General features: G+C 62.4%; 5 protein-coding genes. All 5 read left to right on the top strand.

The genetic code is table 11. The features are described from left to right. The 5 genes from IF809_RS15195 (at position 1) to IF809_RS15175 (ending at position 19095) form a co-directional block, all read left to right on the top strand. The gene (locus IF809_RS15195) at positions 1-2100 is read left to right on the top strand and encodes a trypsin-like serine peptidase (RefSeq protein ID WP_038936579.1); all 2100 of its coding nucleotides are present in this window, start codon (positions 1-3) and stop codon (positions 2098-2100) included. 38 nt (positions 2101-2138) lie between these two features. Next, positions 2139-5501: a hypothetical protein gene (locus IF809_RS15190; protein WP_441258654.1), complete on the top strand. Its 3363-nt coding sequence runs from the start codon at positions 2139-2141 to the stop codon at positions 5499-5501. Between the two features lie 197 nt (positions 5502-5698). Further along, positions 5699-7852, top strand: a complete 2154-nt coding sequence (locus tag IF809_RS15185; RefSeq protein WP_212477299.1) for an OmpA family protein — start codon at positions 5699-5701, stop codon at positions 7850-7852. Beyond that, on the top strand, positions 7846-17769 hold the full coding sequence (locus IF809_RS15180) for a hypothetical protein (protein WP_212477298.1): 9924 nt from the start codon (positions 7846-7848) through the stop codon (positions 17767-17769). Before IF809_RS15185 ends, IF809_RS15180 begins: the two co-directional genes overlap by 7 nt. A gap of 18 nt (positions 17770-17787) precedes the next feature. After that, entirely contained in the window at positions 17788-19095 is a 1308-nt protein-coding gene (locus IF809_RS15175) for a DUF6973 domain-containing protein (RefSeq protein WP_028160482.1), read from the top strand. The last annotated feature ends 185 nt before the right edge of the window (positions 19096-19280 follow it).

Genomic DNA, 19280 nt, shown 5'->3' with positions numbered 1-19280 from the left:
ATGCCGACGCAGGCGATTTTACCGAAAGTCTTGAATCTCTACGCCTCGTGGGCGGTGATAACGGCGGCGGTCGACGCGATCCTGCCGCCCGACACGCAGCCGAGCGATCGCAAGAACTATATCGAGCGTCTTGCGCCACAGGATCCGGGCAACAAGGTCGTCTTGACGGAAGCGCTGGTACCGCACTTGGCCAGCCAGGGATGGCTCGAACGGTTTTGTGTCGAGCTCATCAGTCGCAGTCAGACCAATGCCGTGCTTCGCGGAATCCTCTCGGACCAGATTGCCGTGAATGCGGACGGAGTGGCCGATCAGGCTAACCTCCAGAGCCTGAACAACAAGGTTCAGCCCTTCCTGGTTTCGAAGACGTTCTTTGAAGGAATGGAGGCCGCCCGTTACCGTGTGTGTGCGATCTGGATCGACGATCCGTACGAGCCGGGCTTCAAGGGGACCGGTTTCCTCATCGGGGCAGATCTCGTTCTGACGGCGCGTCACGTCGTCGAGCGCTTCCTGGTCCCCGGCCCGGCCGGGGATGTTGCGCTGGCGGGAGCGGAGCAGAGCCTAGCTTTCGTGTTCGACTACTGGGCGCCCGTCGGCGCCTTCGCCGTCGCAGCCCCGCCGAGTGGTCTGCGCGTGGTCAGGCTCGTGACTCCTCGGGAAAATCCGCCAGCCAGCCGTTGGCTCGAATGGTCGAGCATGAAGCATCCGGATGACGGACGGACCCACCTTTTCGGCCCGCCGCCGATTGACCAGCGCCTCGACTGCGCAATCATTCGTCTGGCCGAGCGGATCGGTGCCGAATCCATTGGCGGAGGCGGAGGCAAGCTTCGCGGATGGCAGCGTTTGGGCGCCCCGGTGCGCCCGCCGCGTCCTGGCAGTGCAATCGCGCTTCTGCAGCATCCCTCCGCCGGTCCCCAGATGTTCGATAAGGGGGACTTTGTCGACAGCGATCCCGATCCCTCGACCCGATTGTTTTATTCGACCAACACGAACGGAGGCTCCTCCGGATCACCTTGCTTCGACGCAACGCCGGATATCGTCGGGTTTCACAATGCGGGGCACCCGTCAGCCTATCCGAACAGGCCCACCAGTCTCTGCAATCAGGGTGTGTTTATAAATCAGGTGATCGCCCGGCTTTCGGTGGAGAAACCAGGCCTTCTGCTGGAATCATCCGCCGTTTTCGGGACCAACGACGGGCTGTGGTCGTTGTCCGATGATCGCCAGAAGCCCGAGCCAGTGCTGGGAAGGGTGGATTTCAAGGAAGCCGCATTCGCGATGTTCGATTCGCATGCGGTGCAGCGGGTTCTGGTCGTCAGCGAGCAGAACGCATCTAGTGTTCCTGGAAAGTCCGGCAAGAGCTTTTCCACCCGCATCCTGCGCGCCATTGCACGACGTCGGCCCGCGATCGTGGTCGAATTCTCCGCCGAGGAAATGAAGGAATTTAAATCCGACAGGCCGGAGGATTTTCTCCTGGAACTCGGCCGCCGCATCGATCTTGGCGAAATGAGGGGTATGCCGGAAAAACCTACGGACGAGCGGCAACGGACCCGCTGGTGGGCAAACGATCTGCCGGCCTGGTTCGGTCGGCTGTTGGAGGATCGCGCCAAAAACGCTGGACTTACCGTGAGCGAAACCGTGATCGACAGAACGATGGGGCCGGCGGCAGGTCAGGAACTGGTATTGCGCGAACTCGTTTGGATCGTCATCGATGACATCCACAAGTCGCCGCCTGACGGAGGGCTGAAGGAACTCATCGCGGGGATGATCGGTGTCACGGACACGCAGCAGGTGTTGGGACCGGGCTTGAAATCGATGCGTTGGCTGCTGATCGGTCATATTCCCGATTTTGTGCGCGAATATACAAGTCAGTACAAGCACGATGTCGTCGCTTACGACACGATTGGCATCGAAGCCTGGAAGAGCTGCATTCGGGCAGCAGTTTCTGCCGCTGGCGCGGACGGCCGCTACAACGATGATACGGTTGCAGCGCTCTACGAATATTCGAAGGCCACGTTGCCGGATTTGGCCGATCCTGGGCTCAGGCTGAAGACGTTGGCTGGCGGTGTGGTCCCAGCGCTGAAGGCAATCAAGGTCATGCAATAGAGGTGAATGGCATGGCGGCACCGGATAGCACGTCTTCAATGGCTGACATCGTCGCGCGATTGCGAGCAGCCGGTATCGATACGGCAAAGCTCGATAGCGATTTGAGCGTGGTGCGGGACGCTGCGAATTCCGTGTCGGGCAAGACCGAGACGGCTTTCCCTGGTGACCTCGCGTCACAGCAGCTGCTGGCCGCCGCCACCCGCGGCTACTTCCTTCCCAACAGTATCGGCTTCTCGCCCGACAAGGACGAAAGTCCGGATCTTCGTGCGTTGCTTGCCCAATCCGAACTGGTGCCGCGGAGCGGGACGCCCATGTGGCAACTCAAGCCCAGCGTCCGTCGGCAGGTGCTGCTGGATGCCAACGCGTCCAACACGCTGAAGTCCGCGATCGACATACCTGCGGACAGCGACGATCTGGAGGGCGCCATGCTCCGCCGGGTCATAAAGGGTGATTTGCCCGAGCTAGACGCCGCCACGGCCTCGGAGCTCGATCAGTTGATGGTCGTGTCCGGCTGGCTCGCCGGGACCGACTTCGCGGCGGTGCCGCCAACGGCAGATGTCCGCAGGCAAATCGCCAAACGCGAATTGTTGGAGCCCTTGAGAGTCCTGGTTGGGCGGACGGAGCAGGATGGCGCGGACGGCAGCAGAGACCGCATCGTCGGCCGTGAAAAGCAGATCGAGACGCTGCGCGCATATGTTGGAATCGTGCCGCCCGAAGAGCTCAGGCAATATGCAAGTCGAGCCATTCGGAGCTTGTGGCAGAGAATAACCTTCAGCGACGCCGCCAACGAGCCGCTGATCATCAGCGGCATCGGCGGCATGGGCAAGTCAAGTCTGATCGGAAAATTCATTCTCGACCATGCCTTGTTTCCGGGCATCGATCTACCCTTCGCCTATCTCGATTTCGATCGCGCCGCGCTGGCACCGCGCCAGCCGCTGCAGATCCTCATCGACATTGCCCTCCAATTCTCCACGTGGTTTCCCGGGCTGGAAGCGCCGCTGGCCAAATTCCGAGCCGATTTGCGAGGTGCAATCGATCTGCTGGCCAACAATCCGTCGCAGCGGCTGCTCGAAGATACGACGCGATCGCAGCTCAATGCATATTGCTTCGAGCTGAGGTCGATCATCGAATCGATCAACGAGGGTCGGGCGCCGGTACTGCTCGTCTTCGACACATTCGAAGTGGTTCAGTACGACCAGCAGGCGGTGAAAGGTATCTCAGATCTAATCGCAACGCTGCGCGCACCGACGCCGCCGACGGGCGCGAGATCCGGGGGGAGCTGGGAGAATTTGCGGGTCGTTGTAGCAGGCCGCGCCGGCGCGCCGGAGATCACGACTAGTCACCCGCCCATCAAGCTCGGGCCGCTTCCACTCGCGGCCACTGTCGAACTCATCCGCCGGCGCAACCAAAGCGATGCCATCGGAATCGCGAGTTCGCAGATCACAGCTCTTGCCAAGCTGCTGCGGGGCAGTCCTCTCGATGTCGCAATCGTCATGAACTGGCTCAAGAGCAGGGACCAAGCGGAGCGTGCGTCTCTCCTGGACGAGATCATTCGGGAAGTCGAGGCATCTGACCGCGAGTCAGGGGATGCGCAGGAGTCGGCCGGAGACGATGACAGTGATGCCGGCGCAGACCTGGTGACGAGCAGGCGCATTACGGGCATCCTGATCAACCGGATGGTCAATCACATCAACGACCCGCAGGTACGGCAGCTCGCGGTGCCCGGGCTGGTCGTGCGCGCCGTCACCACCGACGTCATCCGCGAGGTTATGGCCCCGGCCAGCGGCCTCGTCGAAAAAGCCGATGCGCTGTCAACGGACGAAGCGATGGAGCTGTTGCGGCGGCTTGAATCCGAGCGCTGGCTTGTGACCCGCACCGGCGAGTGCCTGCGGCACCGAAGCGATGTAAGGCTTGCGATGCTCGACCTGATGCGCCGGCAGGATCGCCGGCGGTTCGACAACGCCAATTTGCGAGCCACGAAATTCTTCCGCGCCCGGGCCAACAGCAGCACCGACATGCGCGCGGAAGCGATCTACCATCTGCTGTTGAGCGGCGAGGAGAGAATCGAGGAGGCGGATTCCTATTGGAGGCCAGAGGTGGGAGCCCTCCTGGCCAGTGCCGTCGACGACCTGACGGGGGCGGCGCAAGTCTACCTCAAGGTCAGGCTCGGACGGGCGGTCTCTGCGGAGGCGCTCAGAACGTTGCCGCCTAGGGTGGCGTCCTCGTTGCTGGTGGCTTTCGGCAGGCGTCTTCTGCAGCGGGGAGCGGTCGTCGGGCTTTCCTCCGTGTTGGACGATCTGCAGAGGGGCGCGCACAATCCTGCGCTCGTCGGGATGGTCTGCGAAACCCAGTATCGTTCGGGGAACTGGGACGAGCTGCGGGAGTGGCTCAATCGAGGCACGACCTCCGGACCGCTGGCGCCTGCGTTCGCTGCGCTTGGCGACGGCGACTTCGATGCCGCGCGCATGGCCGATGAAGCTGCCGGCGGGCCGTTGCGCTTCTGCTTGCGTCTTGGGGCACGCGACCCGCAGGCCATTCCCGTCCTGCTGCAGTCCGGCATGGCCGACTGGAAGCTCGTATCGTTCCCGACCGGATTGGGCGATGCAGCCTGGGACTATGCAGCGTGCATCGTGCATGCGGATGACTTCGTTGCCGGCTCGGTCGTTCTGGAGCGAAAAGCTCGCATCCTCGATGCAGTCGGAGCGATGTGCAGGAGTGGACAAAAGGTGCCGGCGGCCGCGACCACGAGCGGCGCATTGTGCGTGCTCGCTTTCCATGAAACGGATACGGCGCGACCGATTTTGCGAAAGCTCGATTTCAACGCCGTTTTCTCCACGATCGGGGCGCGGATGTTGCAGGAGTTCGGAAAGTCATTTGAAGCCGTCGCTTCCCAATTGCAGCCCAATTTTCCGGAGCTAGTCTCCGGCATGAGGACCTTGCTGAAGGGCTCGTCCGCGATTCCGGGCAACGCGGTGATCGCCGACCCAAAGTTCACGCGCGAATTCGCGGGGTTGGTCGCACAGATGGCCGCATCGGGCTCGGAGGCCGCGGCGCGATGTGTCCTGAACACGCTCGCCGGGACACATCCCGATTGGATAGAGCCGGCTGGGCACGCCCTGACCAGGGCATTTCCAGGAGAGATTCCGAGCAAGCTTGGATGGTGGTCGTCGGTCGACAAATACCTGGCGAACGGCGGCCGCCAGGCCCGCAGTCGGCGGCCACTCGATGGCTACGCCATTCTTTCGCTGGCCGATGAGGCCGGCAGTTTCGTCGAAGCCTTATCTGCATATGCGGAGATCGTCGACCACCACAGCGATCGGGCGCAGGATTTCATTGCGATAGCTGCCGCATTTCAGGGATGGAGACGTTGGCTGACGTCTATGCTGTCACCGACTGCTTGAGAATTTATACTCGTTGAAAGTCATTTGCTGATGGGGCAATCTTTCTAAGGGGGTGGGGGATGAGGTACAACCGAACGAGTCGGCGGGCGCCATGCCGGCCATGCGCGGCTCTGTTGACGCTCCTTTGTCTTGCGACCGCCACTCGTGCAACGTCCGCCGCAGTCCGTGAAGACAACTGCGGTGCACACGGTACCTGCGTGAATGCGCTGTATCAGAAACTGGCGCTCATCAATGGCGGTCCTGTCGAAACCGGCGGCACTATCGTCATTCGCGAGCCTCTGATCTGCTTTCCCCGCGGTGCGAGCAGGTTGAGCGGCCATGTCTGGTCGTCCGACAAGAAGCGGCCAGCTGCCATCATTCGGGAGATCAAGGAGCTGGGGGCCCTGCTCGTCGCGGCGAATCGTGACAGTGGCAGGCCGTCGAAGTCGCGCCTGCTCGTCCGCGTTTCGGGTTTCGCCGACAGCGAGGGCGGGGACGATTCAAACCTGAAGCTTTCGTTCCAGCGCGCGCAGACGATCGCCGCACTGTTGCGACAAAGCGCGCCGGGCGTGCCGCTCGCGCTCGAGATCGAAGGACGCGGGCAGGCCAAGGCGAATTCAGGAGCAGGCGGCGCTTGTGCGGATCCTGCCAGGCCGGCCACCGAGGCTGCAGGCGAGCCGGCGCCGCAACCGTCCCATCGTCGGGTCGAGATCGAGATTCTTTCCGCGGCGCTGACGCACGCGTCGGCTCCGTCGCCCGAGTCCGACGATATGGCGCTTCGACTGTTTCCGGAAGGAAGCATGCCGTATGGTCCGTTTCGCGTCACGCTCGCGGAGGGCGACCTGAAGATTGACGCGATCAGCAAGGCGTGCCGGACACCGATCGCGGCGCCTGCGTCGGAGGCTCCCGCAAACCGCCCGCCGGCCGAATTCGAGTATCCATCGACACCTTGGGTCGAGCTCGCTCGACCTGGCGGCAGCGTCGATTCGGCGAAATACCCTCTTCACCAGTTCGAGCCGAACTTGTCCGGCTCGGTCGAGGTCGTCCCGGTTCGCCGCCTCAACGGAACGCGCACGACCGACGGGGTGCGCATCGTCCTTCGGCTCGCCAAGGCCGAGAGCACGCCATACCTGATCCCCGGATACTGGGCCGTCGCCCTGCATCTGGCGACGCTACCTCAAAAACTTACGTCTTCCGTCGGAAATCCCGCCGTGGAGAATCCGGCCACGAAGCCCTGGGAACGGATCGTCGATTGCTACGCAAGCATCGCCGCAGGACGAACGGCTTCGAAACTTGTTGACGAGAGTCACAAGCTCCTGAACGGGCAGATCGTATCTGAAGTGGTTTCGCGCCTGCCGAAGACGATCGACGGGATGATGCTACACACGCATCGGGCGGATCGAAATTTCCATTTCTTCGATCTGCACCCGGCGATGTCGCTTCGTTTCAAGTCGACCAGCGTGGATCCGGTGTCGCGCACGATGCAGCCCGGCGCGCCACTGGATCTGTCCACCCAGGCCGATCCGATTGATCCCTACGCATTGGTTCCTAGGCCGCGAAAGGTGGCCGCGCCGCGCGGGCGCGCCGCCTCTGACCTGTTTTTGGCGTACATGTTGTCGGGCAGGCTTAACCGGCCGAGCAGCCTCGGGGCGGAAAGCGCCGAGGCCGAGAGCGCCAAGGCGGAGCACGCCAATGCCGAGAACGCCAATGCCGAGAACGCCAATGCCGAGAACGCCAATGCCGAGAATGCCAAGGCCGAGAGCGCCGCCGGGGCTGCAGTGGAGGCCGGTACCACACTTAAACTCGGGGCCCTCGCGTCCCATGTCGTCTTTGAGGATTTGCTCCAGCAAGGGGTTGTGCGGGTTTTTCTCCCGAGAAACTTGCGCCAGGTCCAGACCATAGCGACTATTCCGAGCCCGGCCATTTATTTCAGCAAGGCGCCTGACTCGCTCGCTCAAAATCCGGCCACGTTGATCGTGGCGGCGCAGGATCTGGCCGCGTTGGACAAGTTCACAGCCGACGCTCATACGACCGCATTCGACCGAACGGTCCTTTGCAAGCCGGAATATCAGGTTGCATGTGCGGTCGCCCTCGGTGGCCTGACCTATTCGCCGAACGTCAAGATCGAGATCGGCGGGCAGGATCGTCAGGTGCCGCTGGGAGCACGCCTTGCACATGTCCTCCCGGCGGATATTCAAAAAGGCTGCTTCGAACCGATCAAGGACGCCACCGATCAATGGCCGCCCGGTGCACGGCTCGGCAAGGCGGTGACGATTGAACTCGGTGGCCTTCCAGCCCCCCTGATTATTGACCGTAAGGATTGTCGTTTACTCGGATTGCCGTTGACCGAAGGGAGTCGCATTTCATGGTGACATTTTCCCGTTGTGGAACTTCGTCCATTTTTGCCAACGATGCTGTAAACCCCAGAATCCTGTTTCGTCCTATCAACGATGTCGCGTCGGAGCCGTCGTTGACCTTGGACGACAGCGTCGTTCGCAACGGCATCTTTTGGGTGCTGCCGTCAGCGCAACCGTTTGCCGGACTTTCGGAGATCGTTGCATGGCTCGATCATCGGGCGGCCGAGCAGGCAACAATCGGGCTCGCCCAGACAGCGGAGCGAATTGCTTTCGGTCGCGCCGGCGGCGGTGTGCCGCTGTTCGTATTGAAAGGCGGGCGCAGCGGGTCCTTTCCGCTCGGCGCTAACCAGGTCCAGCTCGAGGATCCGGCAACAGGATTGCTGGAATACGTCCTTGACCTCGACCGATCGATGCTTTCGGCCGGCCCGATCGGTCTGGTATTCACGCCCCAGGGATCCGGACATGTTTTCGGTCGACGGCGCGCACTGGACACAAGCCGCTCGCCCTTCGCCATCATGCAATTGGAGCTCGATCTCACGGACGCTTCCGCGATCGGATGTTTCCGTGGCGAGGGTCACCTCAGCTCGAGTAGCGATGTCCTGACGCCGACGTCGATCGACGAGATCGTCGGCGCGGGGCTCGTCAACCGCTTTACTTACCTGAAGCGGAACGATGGATCGCCCGCGACCTCTACGGAAGAGGCTGCCGTGCTGCACGGCGGCGAGGCCGGCACGAGAAGCGGTCGATGCGTGCTTTCGCTTGATCCGTTTGCACCGCTGGACCAGCTCCGGTCGTTTCTCCAACCATTGCCTCGCTCCGACACCGAAGCGCTCGTCCTGGCGATCCCGACAGCGCCCGGGCACGACGTTGAAGTCGTGCCGCATCCGACCCCGGCGCTGCAGCGGGGACCGGTTTTTGTATTCACGCGCCAGCCGCTGAAACTTGAAGCAGGTGCCAGTGACTACGACGACACGATGTCGTTGCGCGGGACCTTCAAGGCAAAGGTGAAGCCACCTGCGGGAGGCACCGAAGCCGGTGCGGCGCTCGACCTTGCGCTGCTCGGACTGCTGCCTGGTTTTGCGCCCAGCGAGACTTTGGGGCCTTCAGCTTCCGGAACTGAAGCGTCCGGAGATATATTCGTCACGTTCGACCTCGGCCCCGCGATTGACAAGCGCCCGCCGGAGGGGTTTGCCGAAGCCGCCGAGAGCACTGCAGCCACGAACACGCCCGCGCTCTCGGCGCAAGGTGACAGCCTCGGCGTTACGTCGTGGATGAGCGTGCACCGCGGCGATCCCTCCGGCACCATGCGAATGATCGCCGAGCCACCCAGTGGCCGCAACCTGAAGATGGATGGCGGTGTGCTCGAGCATGCGCCGCTCGAGCTGACGGTCGGGAGGCAGGACGCCGCGAATATTCCGGCGGGTTTTGTGCCTGTCCTGCCGCCGCGCGGCGTTCAGCAGGACAAGCGCAAGTCCGCTCAGGCGTTCGACATAGAAAGGCTGGCGCATGAGCGCCGCAAGCTGGCGGCCCCAAAGGGATATACTGTCACCGAGAGTTCGCCCGCGACCGAAACCGATCCGGTCATCAGCAGATCGACGACGCCGCTCGGCTTCGAGGTCGAGCGCCTGCCGGACGGGCGCATCGCGGCGATCGTCTTTGCCGTTTCGGTTGGCACCGCCAAGGGGCAGCCGGCGCAGTTTCAATTTGCCGTTCGCGGCCGGACCCCGGGCGGAGGGAAGGGGCCGGTGCTGCCGGCCGTTGCCGACGCATTGATCCGCAATCGCTTGTTCCTGGTCGCGAACAAGATGCCCGACGTGACGGCGCAAGGTGGCACCTCCCTCGAGAGCCGGTTGGCAATCGGGGGCTGGCCTTTCGATGTCGGCATTCCGGGCGCAGAAGGGCGCGCGGACCGTCAAAAACTACGCCCCGAGACGCTTTTCATCATCAAGGGATATGAAAGCAGAAGTATCATCGAACTCGCCGATGACCCGGCATCCTGGTCGGGCAGGGATCAGTTTCTGCGCCCGGGACCCGAGGGAAAAGAGGATCCGACCGCGAATGCGCGTGATATCCTTAAGGCCTTCATCAACCGTGCGAAGACAGAAGCCGCTGCCACCGACTCCGCTGCGGCCAGGCAATACCAGCTACTGCTGAGCATTCTCAACGACGGCAACTGGGCCGGCGTTCTCATCATCAATTGCGATCTGGGGCTCGGCGATCTCCCCGCGCAGGTCCAGGGTCTGCTCGGCGGCATGGATCTCGACCGGCTGCGCGGCGAGTATGTTGCAATCGAACTCAAGGGTATCGGCAATTCGGGCGGGTCCACAAAATCGCGCCTTTCCGGTCTGGTCGACTATCGGGACGACGGCTCGGCGATCAAACCTGCCCTAGCAAATGAGGAAGAGCCCGAACACGACGGTTCTTACGGCTTCAAGATCCGGCGCTTGCTCGTCAGCTTTGCGAACGGCGAAATTTCGACGTTTCAAGCCAAGATCGACTTCTACCTGGGACGTCTGTTCCATGGGTTCGGCGACATATGGGAGAAGAGAGCGAGCACGGCCTGGCAGAGAAAGCACGACTCCATTCTGTCTTTGGTCGGACGCTACGAGCGGATACGCGAAGGCGGAGCCACGCGTGAAGTATACACCTATGAGACCGACCCCGAGCAAAGCTTCAGATACGCCGCCAAAAAGGAGGGGCAGGTTGCACCTGAAGAGGGCGATGAAGATGCAATCATCCGTATAGTCGACGTCAATCGCATTGCTTATGTGACCGACGATTCGAAACCCGACGGGGCGGATGCAAGATCGGTCGTCTCCCGCTTTCTTCTGGACGGCAGGGTCAAATTTGGCTCCCTGGGCGGGCTTGATGTCATCGATATCGAGGCCCTCGATTTCAGCGACATGGGCATTGCGACGGGGTTCAGGATTCCGAACCTGCCCGGCCACGCGATTGAGCGAGCCCTGCGAATGTTCTTCAATCCGGGGCGGCTGCGCTTTCAGTTCGGCTCCGCCGCCAAGCGGCCCGGCCGCGGATTCTGGTCCTCCTTTCCATTGAAGTTCAAGGCTCTGAACCTGTTCGGGAAGGGATTGAGACTTCCCAATCTCGGCTATTTTGGATTCGGAAATTTTCCGGAGACCGACGGCTTCCGCTTTGGTCTCGAGTTCGATCTTGATCTCGGATTCCTCGGCTCGCTGGCGCCGAAGAAGGGATTCAAGCTGTCGGTGCTGTTCGGCTTCAGTGACGGAGTGAGGACGGGTGGCGGATGGGCTCCGCGCTGGGCGCTGGGCATCAAATTCCCGGAAAGCGATGGCAAGCTCGACATCGGCATCGAAGGCGTGATCAAGCTGCGGGCCGAACGGTTCAAGATTCTCGACAAGCAGTTCCGGCCGCCGGGGGGCGGCGCTTCATCGCAGATCAAGCTGCTCTATGCGATCGGCGCCCAGCTCGAAATTCTCGGATACAAGTTTCCGAAGGATGAGGCAGGCATCTCCCTGTTCCTGTTCGTGGACCCCAAAACGCTGGGGAGCGGACAGGCCGCGAGTGGCATCGGCTGGTTCGCCGCCCGCAAGCCCATCGATGGCAAGATTGGCGTGTTCGATCTGAAGGCGATTGCGCTCGGGCAGCGTGTCGATCCGCTTCCGGCGACCCAGCCTCCTCCCAGGACCACCAAGGAGGTCGTCGGTCGCTTTACGGCCCTGACATCGAAAGCGCCGTATGACCAGGATCCTGGAAACAACGAGACGGCCGCGCTGGACAAGATATCCACCGCGATCGAGAGGGACTACATCCGCTTCGACCCGTCGCGAGGCTGGTCCGTCGGCTTCTCCGCAGTATTCGCCGATCGCGTCGAGCTCGGCCTTGCGATGCGCGACGACGACATCTATGGCATTCGCTTCGGTGTCACGCTGTCGCCCGGCTCCAGCGACTATCTCTTCTCGCTGGATGTGCTGTATCGGAAGCTCAGTGAAAAGCTCGGCGTCTATTCGATCGAGATCGTCGCGCCGCCGGCCTGGCGTCAGCTGGAATTCGGCGTCGTCAGTGTCACGCTTCCAACGATCGCATTTGAGATCTATACCGACGGCGGTTTCACCGTCGATCTCGGTTATCCCTTCAACAAGGATTATGGACGCGCCTTCGGCGTACAGGTATTCCCGTTCATCGGATCTGGCGGGCTCTACTTCCGCCGCGTATCGGGGCCTGCTGCATGGTTGATCCCACAGCCTAGATTTCACCAGGGCGGCGGATCGGGCGCATTGATCGTCGATGATAGCCTTCTGACCTACAAGCCCGTCACCGAGGTCGGCATGGCGTTTCGTGTCGGCCTCGGCAAGGAGATCAACAAGGGTATCTTTCGTGCCGGGCTCTCGGTCACGGTGTTCGCCGAGATCGAGGGAGGCTATGGCGTGCTCTGGCACGATCCGGCTCGCCCGGAGGTGCGCCAGTGGACGCAGGCAGCATCCACCTTCGTCGCGATCCGCGGGCAGGTCGGCATACTCGGCGAGATATACGGCTATGTCGACTTCGGCATCGTGAAGGCCGGAGTCTCCATTCGCGTATGGGTTGCTTACGGCTTCGATATGAAAACGGACCACCGCATTCGCCTCTATATCGAGGCCGGTGTCAGCGTGCGGATTTCGGTCGTGATCGCCCGCTTCAGGGTGTTCGGCAAGACCATCGAGATCAGTCTGCATTTCAGCTTCTCGACGACCGTAGACTATTCCGTCTACGTCGGGTCGGACCGCAACACGCAGTACTACCTGTTCCAGCCGCGTGCCGGCACCGAGTCGATTGTCGTGACCGAAGCCGGCAGGCCGCTTCTGGTGTTCAAGGAGCCGCCGGCCTGGACCGAAAACATCAATCCGGCAGACTGGCGGCTCGCACCGGATCTTGGGCCATGGCGGATGCCCGTGTATCTGATGCCGGACATGACGCTCGCAGCGGCAGCCGACGCGTCCGTTCGCGCCAACGCCGTTTTTCTCGGCGTCATTCCCGATAGTACGGCCGATGGGCATCCCGTCGGCGGATCGAGCCTGGCTGTCTTGATGGCGGCCTGGACGATCGCAAACACCACGAACCGGAGCCCCGGTGTCGCCTTGCGCGATCACGAGATCACGTTCGACACGCTCGACAGAATTTCGCTTTGGGTTGCTGCGGGCGACACGATCTTCGACGGAACCGCCCACGCATCCGAGCGTCGGAAGCGCCAACCGTCTTTCCTGTTTGTCGATGCGCTGTTTCGGACCAATGTGGACGCGACGATCTCGCGTGCGCCGGACGCGGTCGATGGTGCCGCGCAAATCGGCGGCGTGTTCTTCCCGCTTCCGCCCACCGCGACGATCACCCGGAGCGGCTTTGCCGAATCGGAATGGCCGGTGACGACGCGCCTTGCCGACAAGCAGGTCGTCAACGATGCCTACCGCGAAAAGATCGACGCCGAACTCCAGCGTCAGATGGCCGCTCTTGTGCCTTCCCGAGTTGCCGAGTCGGTCGGCGCCGAGGCGGAGCCGCAGCGGCTCCCGATCGCGCAGGTCCTGTTCGAGGACTATGTCGGGTTGATCATCCGCGGCTCGATCTCGCGCCTTTGTGCCATCGCCGCGGAGAAGATCAGGACCGCAGCGCCGCGTGCGGATGGATCGCCTCATGCCTTCAGGCTGGGCGATCTGCTCGACGAACTGGAACGGGACGAGGTTCGCTCAGGCGTTCTCGCAATGGCGACGCGCCTGTTCTTGCATGGACCGCGGCTCCCCGACCCGGATTCGCCGCCCGCCGGCGTCATGCCTCCGAACCTTGCGCCCGGAATGCATCATGGTCTCTACCAGCTCGCCTGGCTGCAACATCCGCTCGGGCGCCCCGCCGTCCCGGCTGAGCGGCCGGCCTTCGTCATTGAGACGGGAGATTCGTTCCTGCGTGGCGGGGCGCTCACCTTTGCTATCGACGGCGTCGAGAGCGATGCCTTGGTCCAGTTCGCGGCCAGTGCGCACCTGTTTACCGACCTTGGCGGGCGCATCAGCGCCGCCGACAGGTTTCGAACGGTGCCGCGCGACTTCGCCGTGGGGCGCCCCCGCGTTCTCGGTGGCAACCGTGCCCATCTGGTCCCGTTCCCGGCCGAGGTCATTCGTCACCAGGCGAGGACGCGTAGCGAGGGCCTTCTCAGTCGTCCAGGCCTCCGTGCCTTCAGAATCGGCGAGCGGACGCGTCCGGAAGCCGCGGCAAAAATCGGCTCGCACGCCGTCATCGCGGTGACGCTGCGGCTGCAACTGGTGAAACCGGCCCCGGGTGCTGCCGTCCTCGATCGCTTCGAGATCGCCGGTATGCCCGAAGGCGATCGCGTTTGGCTGGATGCCCTCAACCTGGAGGCCGGCGGCGCGCAACGGATCGCACGCGCCGAGTTCTACAACGTCAAGCCGGATGGGCTTGAGCCGCTGGTTGGTGCAGCGACTTCGGCCGTGGTCGTGCAGAGTGACCTGTCGGCCGAAGCAAGGCCTTTCGGAGCGACAGAGCTGGCCGCGGAAACGGCTATCTCGGAGACCTATGTGGCTTCGATCGACGAGCTTCAGGCTTTTGTCGAAATCGTGCGGCGCGCGGGCGTCACGAACCGCGCCGGCACGAGTATCGGCTGGCCGACGGCTGGCAGTTCGATCCAGCAGCTCCCGCCTCGCCCGGAGGGTGATGGAAGCACGCCGCCGATCGAGCTAATGATGATCCTGTACCTGACCGAGGAGAGCGCGGGATACGCGAACGCAGTCGTATTCGATGTTCCTGCCGACCAGGCCGATCCTGCGGCTTATCTGGATGGTCACTCGTTCACGTTCCAGATCGACAGCGAAAACCCGTTGGCGCGGGCGGAGCTCAGCGAACCAATCGCTCCGGCCGGGGTCTTGCCCATCATCGTGACGCGGCCGGAGCGGCCCGCCGTTCCGACCGGTCTCAACGAGGAGCTTTGGGACCAGTTCGCCGCGCGCTTCTCCATGTTCGCCTATTCGGTCAGGGATGACAATGCCGAGCTGGTCTCGATATCCGAGAGCCTCGCTGTGGGGCACACCGACGACGAGGGCGTGACGGAGATGCTCACCTACCGGCTGGCCCTGCCGTTCGCCAAGCTGATGAATGCGAGGTCGCCCTATGCTGCCGTAGGCAAGACGCTGCAGCTCGCCGGTCAATGGCGCGACGTCTACGGCAACGATTGGTCGGGGCCGCCGCTCGCGAGCGTCCCGGTCAAAATCCGATACTCCGATCGCCTGATCCCGCTGAACGATTTGCCCGGGCTGCTGCTCGCATGGTGGCCTGGCAGCACTGCCGGCCGGCTCAACGTAGCCATGGTGCTTGATCCCCGCTCTGCGTCGTCAATCGTGCCGGAAGGTGAAGGCCCCCTGACCGACGACCAGTACCGGGCGCTGATTGAAATGTCAGATCGCGCCAGGGTCATCTACGCCCAGGCGGCATTGCAGCTTCGCGACGAACACATCGGCGTGTCGTTGACCGATGGCGGGAGCGAGCAGACTCGTGCCCTGAAGCGGTCGGTCGCGTTTGCGAGGCCCGACGTCGAGAAGCTCTGGAAGTTCATGGAGGCTGCCAGCGCAGCGTTCGGTGCGATGACGAGCGTGAGAGACTTGCGGACAATTCCGGCGACGACGGTCAGGACGGAAGCCGAACGGCTGTTGTCTCGCGATCCTGTCGTGTTCGGATTTGATGTCGAAGTTTCGGATGGAGAGTTCGCTGAGCTTGCATTGGCGCTTCGGGTCGAGCGCACCAGCCTGGATGGGCTGGATGGCACTGAGCCTTCCGATGTGAAGAGCGTGGTTGTGCCGTTGCCGCTGCCGCTGCGCCATGACGGCTCTGCCAAGCCTGCAAACACCGTGGCGTTCCCCGCCGGTTTTGGGCGCACCCTGGAAGAACTGGAGGCTTCCATGGCACACTTTGCGCCGCAGTTCCTGCTCGCAACGGGGTATGGCAGCGTCCCGGGGCTGGTCGAGCGGGCGATCTGGCTGGTGCGGCAAGACGTGCTTCCGCCGGCCAATCATTTCACCACCGCCGTGCGCCACGACCTCGCACTGCCACCCATTTCAACCGGCCTGCACAGCTTCGTTGCCGACGTGCCGACGTTCGGGGACGAAAAGCCCGTGCGGTCGGTTGGCTTCGACCGGATCGATGCAGATGCAACCGCTGCCCGTGCGCTTACGCTGTACGACGAAGTGCTCGATGTTCCGGCCGTGCAAAGACTGTCCGACACGCAAGGAGGCCGCGACGCTCTGCAGCAGATCCTGATCGCCAAGGCGTCGATTGCCGCGTCACTTGTCGCAGATCTTCGCCCCGTTCTCGATGGCCGGCCGGCCATCGGAAACGTTCCAAACGCGATTTTGAAGGACAGGGTTCTGATGCGGCTCTCCGCTGCAGATGCAATCGACACGATCTCGTATTACGAGGATCAGGCTGCCGTCCCGCATGACGAGGAGAAGCGACCGCAGGCATATGGAAGCATCGTGTCGCGTGACACCGGCGTCGTGCCGTACACGATGCGGCCGTCCGCGATGCAGATCGGAGCTCCGGCGAGCGGGAGACGGCACTTGTTTGTCACGACCGACGTGACGCCGAACTACGACAAGAACACCGTTCCTTCGCCGGCCGGGTATCGGCTGACGCACGTGCAGCGATTGCCGCGACCCGCACTCGAGGCCGTGGTGCCGGGAGATCCGGGGCGTTATCGGCCGACCGCATGGCTCAAGCTCGCGACACCACGGGTCTATGAGCTGCCCGATGCGGACATCCCGATCGTGCGAAAGCGGTATCCGCGGACGCCCGCGATCGAGGTTGAATCAATTGGAAACACGGTGGCGAACACGATCGGCGATGCGCGGCTTTGGAGGCATTCGCGAACGTGGAGCTACGAAGGCAGCGGAAGCGATCGACTCAAATTGACCCTCCGCTACAATCCGGGAACCGGCCCATTGCCCACGGAAGCATTACTCGGCCTTACCCGGGACGCGCTGCGAGCAAGGGCGTTTGCGATCTTTGCCGAGGCGGTCGAGCCCGTTCTGCGACAGCTCGGCAGGGAGGCGACCGGCGAGGCTGCTGCCAAATTCCTCGCGGCACGCGCGCAAGACCTCGCAAGCGCATTGTCGCAACAGATTATCGAATCCGAGGCCGCGCTGGTCGAGCGTCTCGATGTTTACGATGTTGCAGAGGAGGTCATGGCTGACGGCCGGCGCCGTCTTGTCATCAAGCGTGATAAGAGCCGCGCCGGTCTGCCCGGGCCCGGGAGCTTTGAGCTTTATTGTCCGGCCGACGCCGCCCATCCGAAGACCGACGATGTCGGTCCGCTGATCTTCAATGAGGGGGATCTGGCGAAGCGACTGAGACGGCTCGATGCGTTGGATCTCGACATTCTTGCCTATCGCTCCGTGCAGACGGAGCTGGATCTGACACGTAATGCCGAAATCCGGGGGAAACCTGTCGCCAAGGAATTCGTCTATCGGGTTCCGACCGTTGCGTCGGGTGCTCCGCTGGTGCCCATACTCACCGTGGCCGAGGTGGAGATGGCGTCGCAAGCTCGCTCGTTCGGCGAACACTTCGCCGCAATGCTGAAGGATCTGCTTGGGCCGCGCGGTGGCAGTGCTTCCGACCACGACGCGATTCTGGAAGAACTTTCATTGGATGTGCTCCTCACCTTCGAGCCGCTTCTTGCTGAAGAGGTCGATATCAAGGGAGACGGCCTGCACGTGTCGGGCCTTGCGCGCTCCGGACTTCGGACCGGGGACTGGGCGGGCTGGGTCGGCCCGTTTGTCGAATCGGTAGCGGCGTGGCGCCGGTCTTATCGGCCCGCAGCCGGCGGCGATTATATCTTTGACCTTCGTGTATTCGAGGCTGCGTCGAACCGGCCGATCATCCGGATCCGGCGCTGCGTCCTTCCCGCAAAGTTGATTTCTGGTTGACGGTAAGGGTTTAACGAAATGAATCTGCAAACGAAGTGGTGGCGTATTTCCGCGGCAATGTTGGCATTCATCGTGGCTTCCGCGGTTTCGCTCGGATATGCGGAGGCGGCGACGCCAAGCTACCTGCGATTGGTTGTCGGGGGTGTCTGTCTGCTCGGCGTATTTATGTTTGCAAGCGGCATCACCGGCGTGAAGACCGCGCTGGTCGACGAGTTCAATTGCTACTCACTGCAGCGCGTCATTACGTTCGGGTGGTTTGTCGTCCTCTCTTCGGCCTTCCTCGCAATTTCGTTCTGGAACGTTGCCTTGTGGAAGGCGGGCGGAAGCGGCGTGGTGCAGTCCTTCGTTGAGATTGATGCAAGCATCTGGGCGCTCGCTGGTGTCGTGCTCGGGGGCCTCGTCGGAAACGGCGTGGTTAATTCGATCCATGCCGCGACCCCGCCAAAGGATGCAGGTGCCCACGAGAGCGCTCTCTCCCCGGACCCCCGGCGCCAGGGGGCGATGTACCGCAATATCGAGATCGATGACGCGAAGCCTGCCGACATTACAACCAATAGCCAGTTTGGCGTTCAGAACACCGTCGATATGACGGCCGTGCAGCAACTGCTGCTTCAAGCCGCGGTTCTCGTTGCCTATGTGGTCGCGGTAGGTCGGCTTGTCGTGGCAACTGCCAGCAACGAGCCTATCGGACATCTTCCGGGTCTTCCCGCCGAACTGTTGGCTTTGCTCGGCGTGAGCGCGGTGGCTCAGGTCGGAAATGCAGCGGTCCCGAAGGCCAAGATCAATGGTGAGGCCGCGGCCCCGAAGCCGACGGAAAGATTTTGGACCGAGGGCAGCGAGCGGGCCGCGGAGAGGCTCGCACATGAAAAGTCTGGTCAGGAATCCGGCGGGCTGCCGATCACCTCAGGTGTTCTCAGTGCCCCAGAATGGGATTTGTTCAGGCAAAATCCCGTCGTCGGCGCTCTGGTTCTGTTACACGCGAAAACTGCCGTGAACGAGGCTCTCGCCAGCTACAAGTCGACGGCGCTCGAAGACGACAATGGCGATGCCTTTCGTCATGCGTTGTGGAACGCCCGTATGGCGGCCGACAGCGGCGTGGGCGTTGTCTGGGCCGAGAAATGGGCGACTACGCATGAAGACGGAAATCCCGGCAAGCCGCTCGCGACGCAAATGGACTTGTTCAACAACGGGGTCGGCCGCAAGGCGGGCGACGGCATGAAGGTCGATGAGGTCTTGAAAAAGGTGCAGGACTGCGTCGATACCGGCAGGTGCAGGGTCTTGCGCGCCGGAGTCCTGGTAAACTCGGACGGCAAATACAAGCTGTAGTTCGATCGCCGCGTCGACCGAATTTCGAATTTCAAGCAGCCATATGAGCCAAGGCGTACGCTTGCCTGGATTGAGTCAAGTGCCGCATTGACGAGCGGTGGTCGTTCATGCATCTTGAAGTAGTATGTTGATCCTATTTTGTCTGCCTGGGCCCGCGCGAATGGCGGGACCCTGGGTGCGGAATG

It is taken from the genome of Bradyrhizobium sp. UFLA06-24 (genome assembly GCF_054967145.1).
Note: the sequence above shows the minus strand (reverse complement) of the source record. Positions and strands in the feature narration are given on the sequence as shown.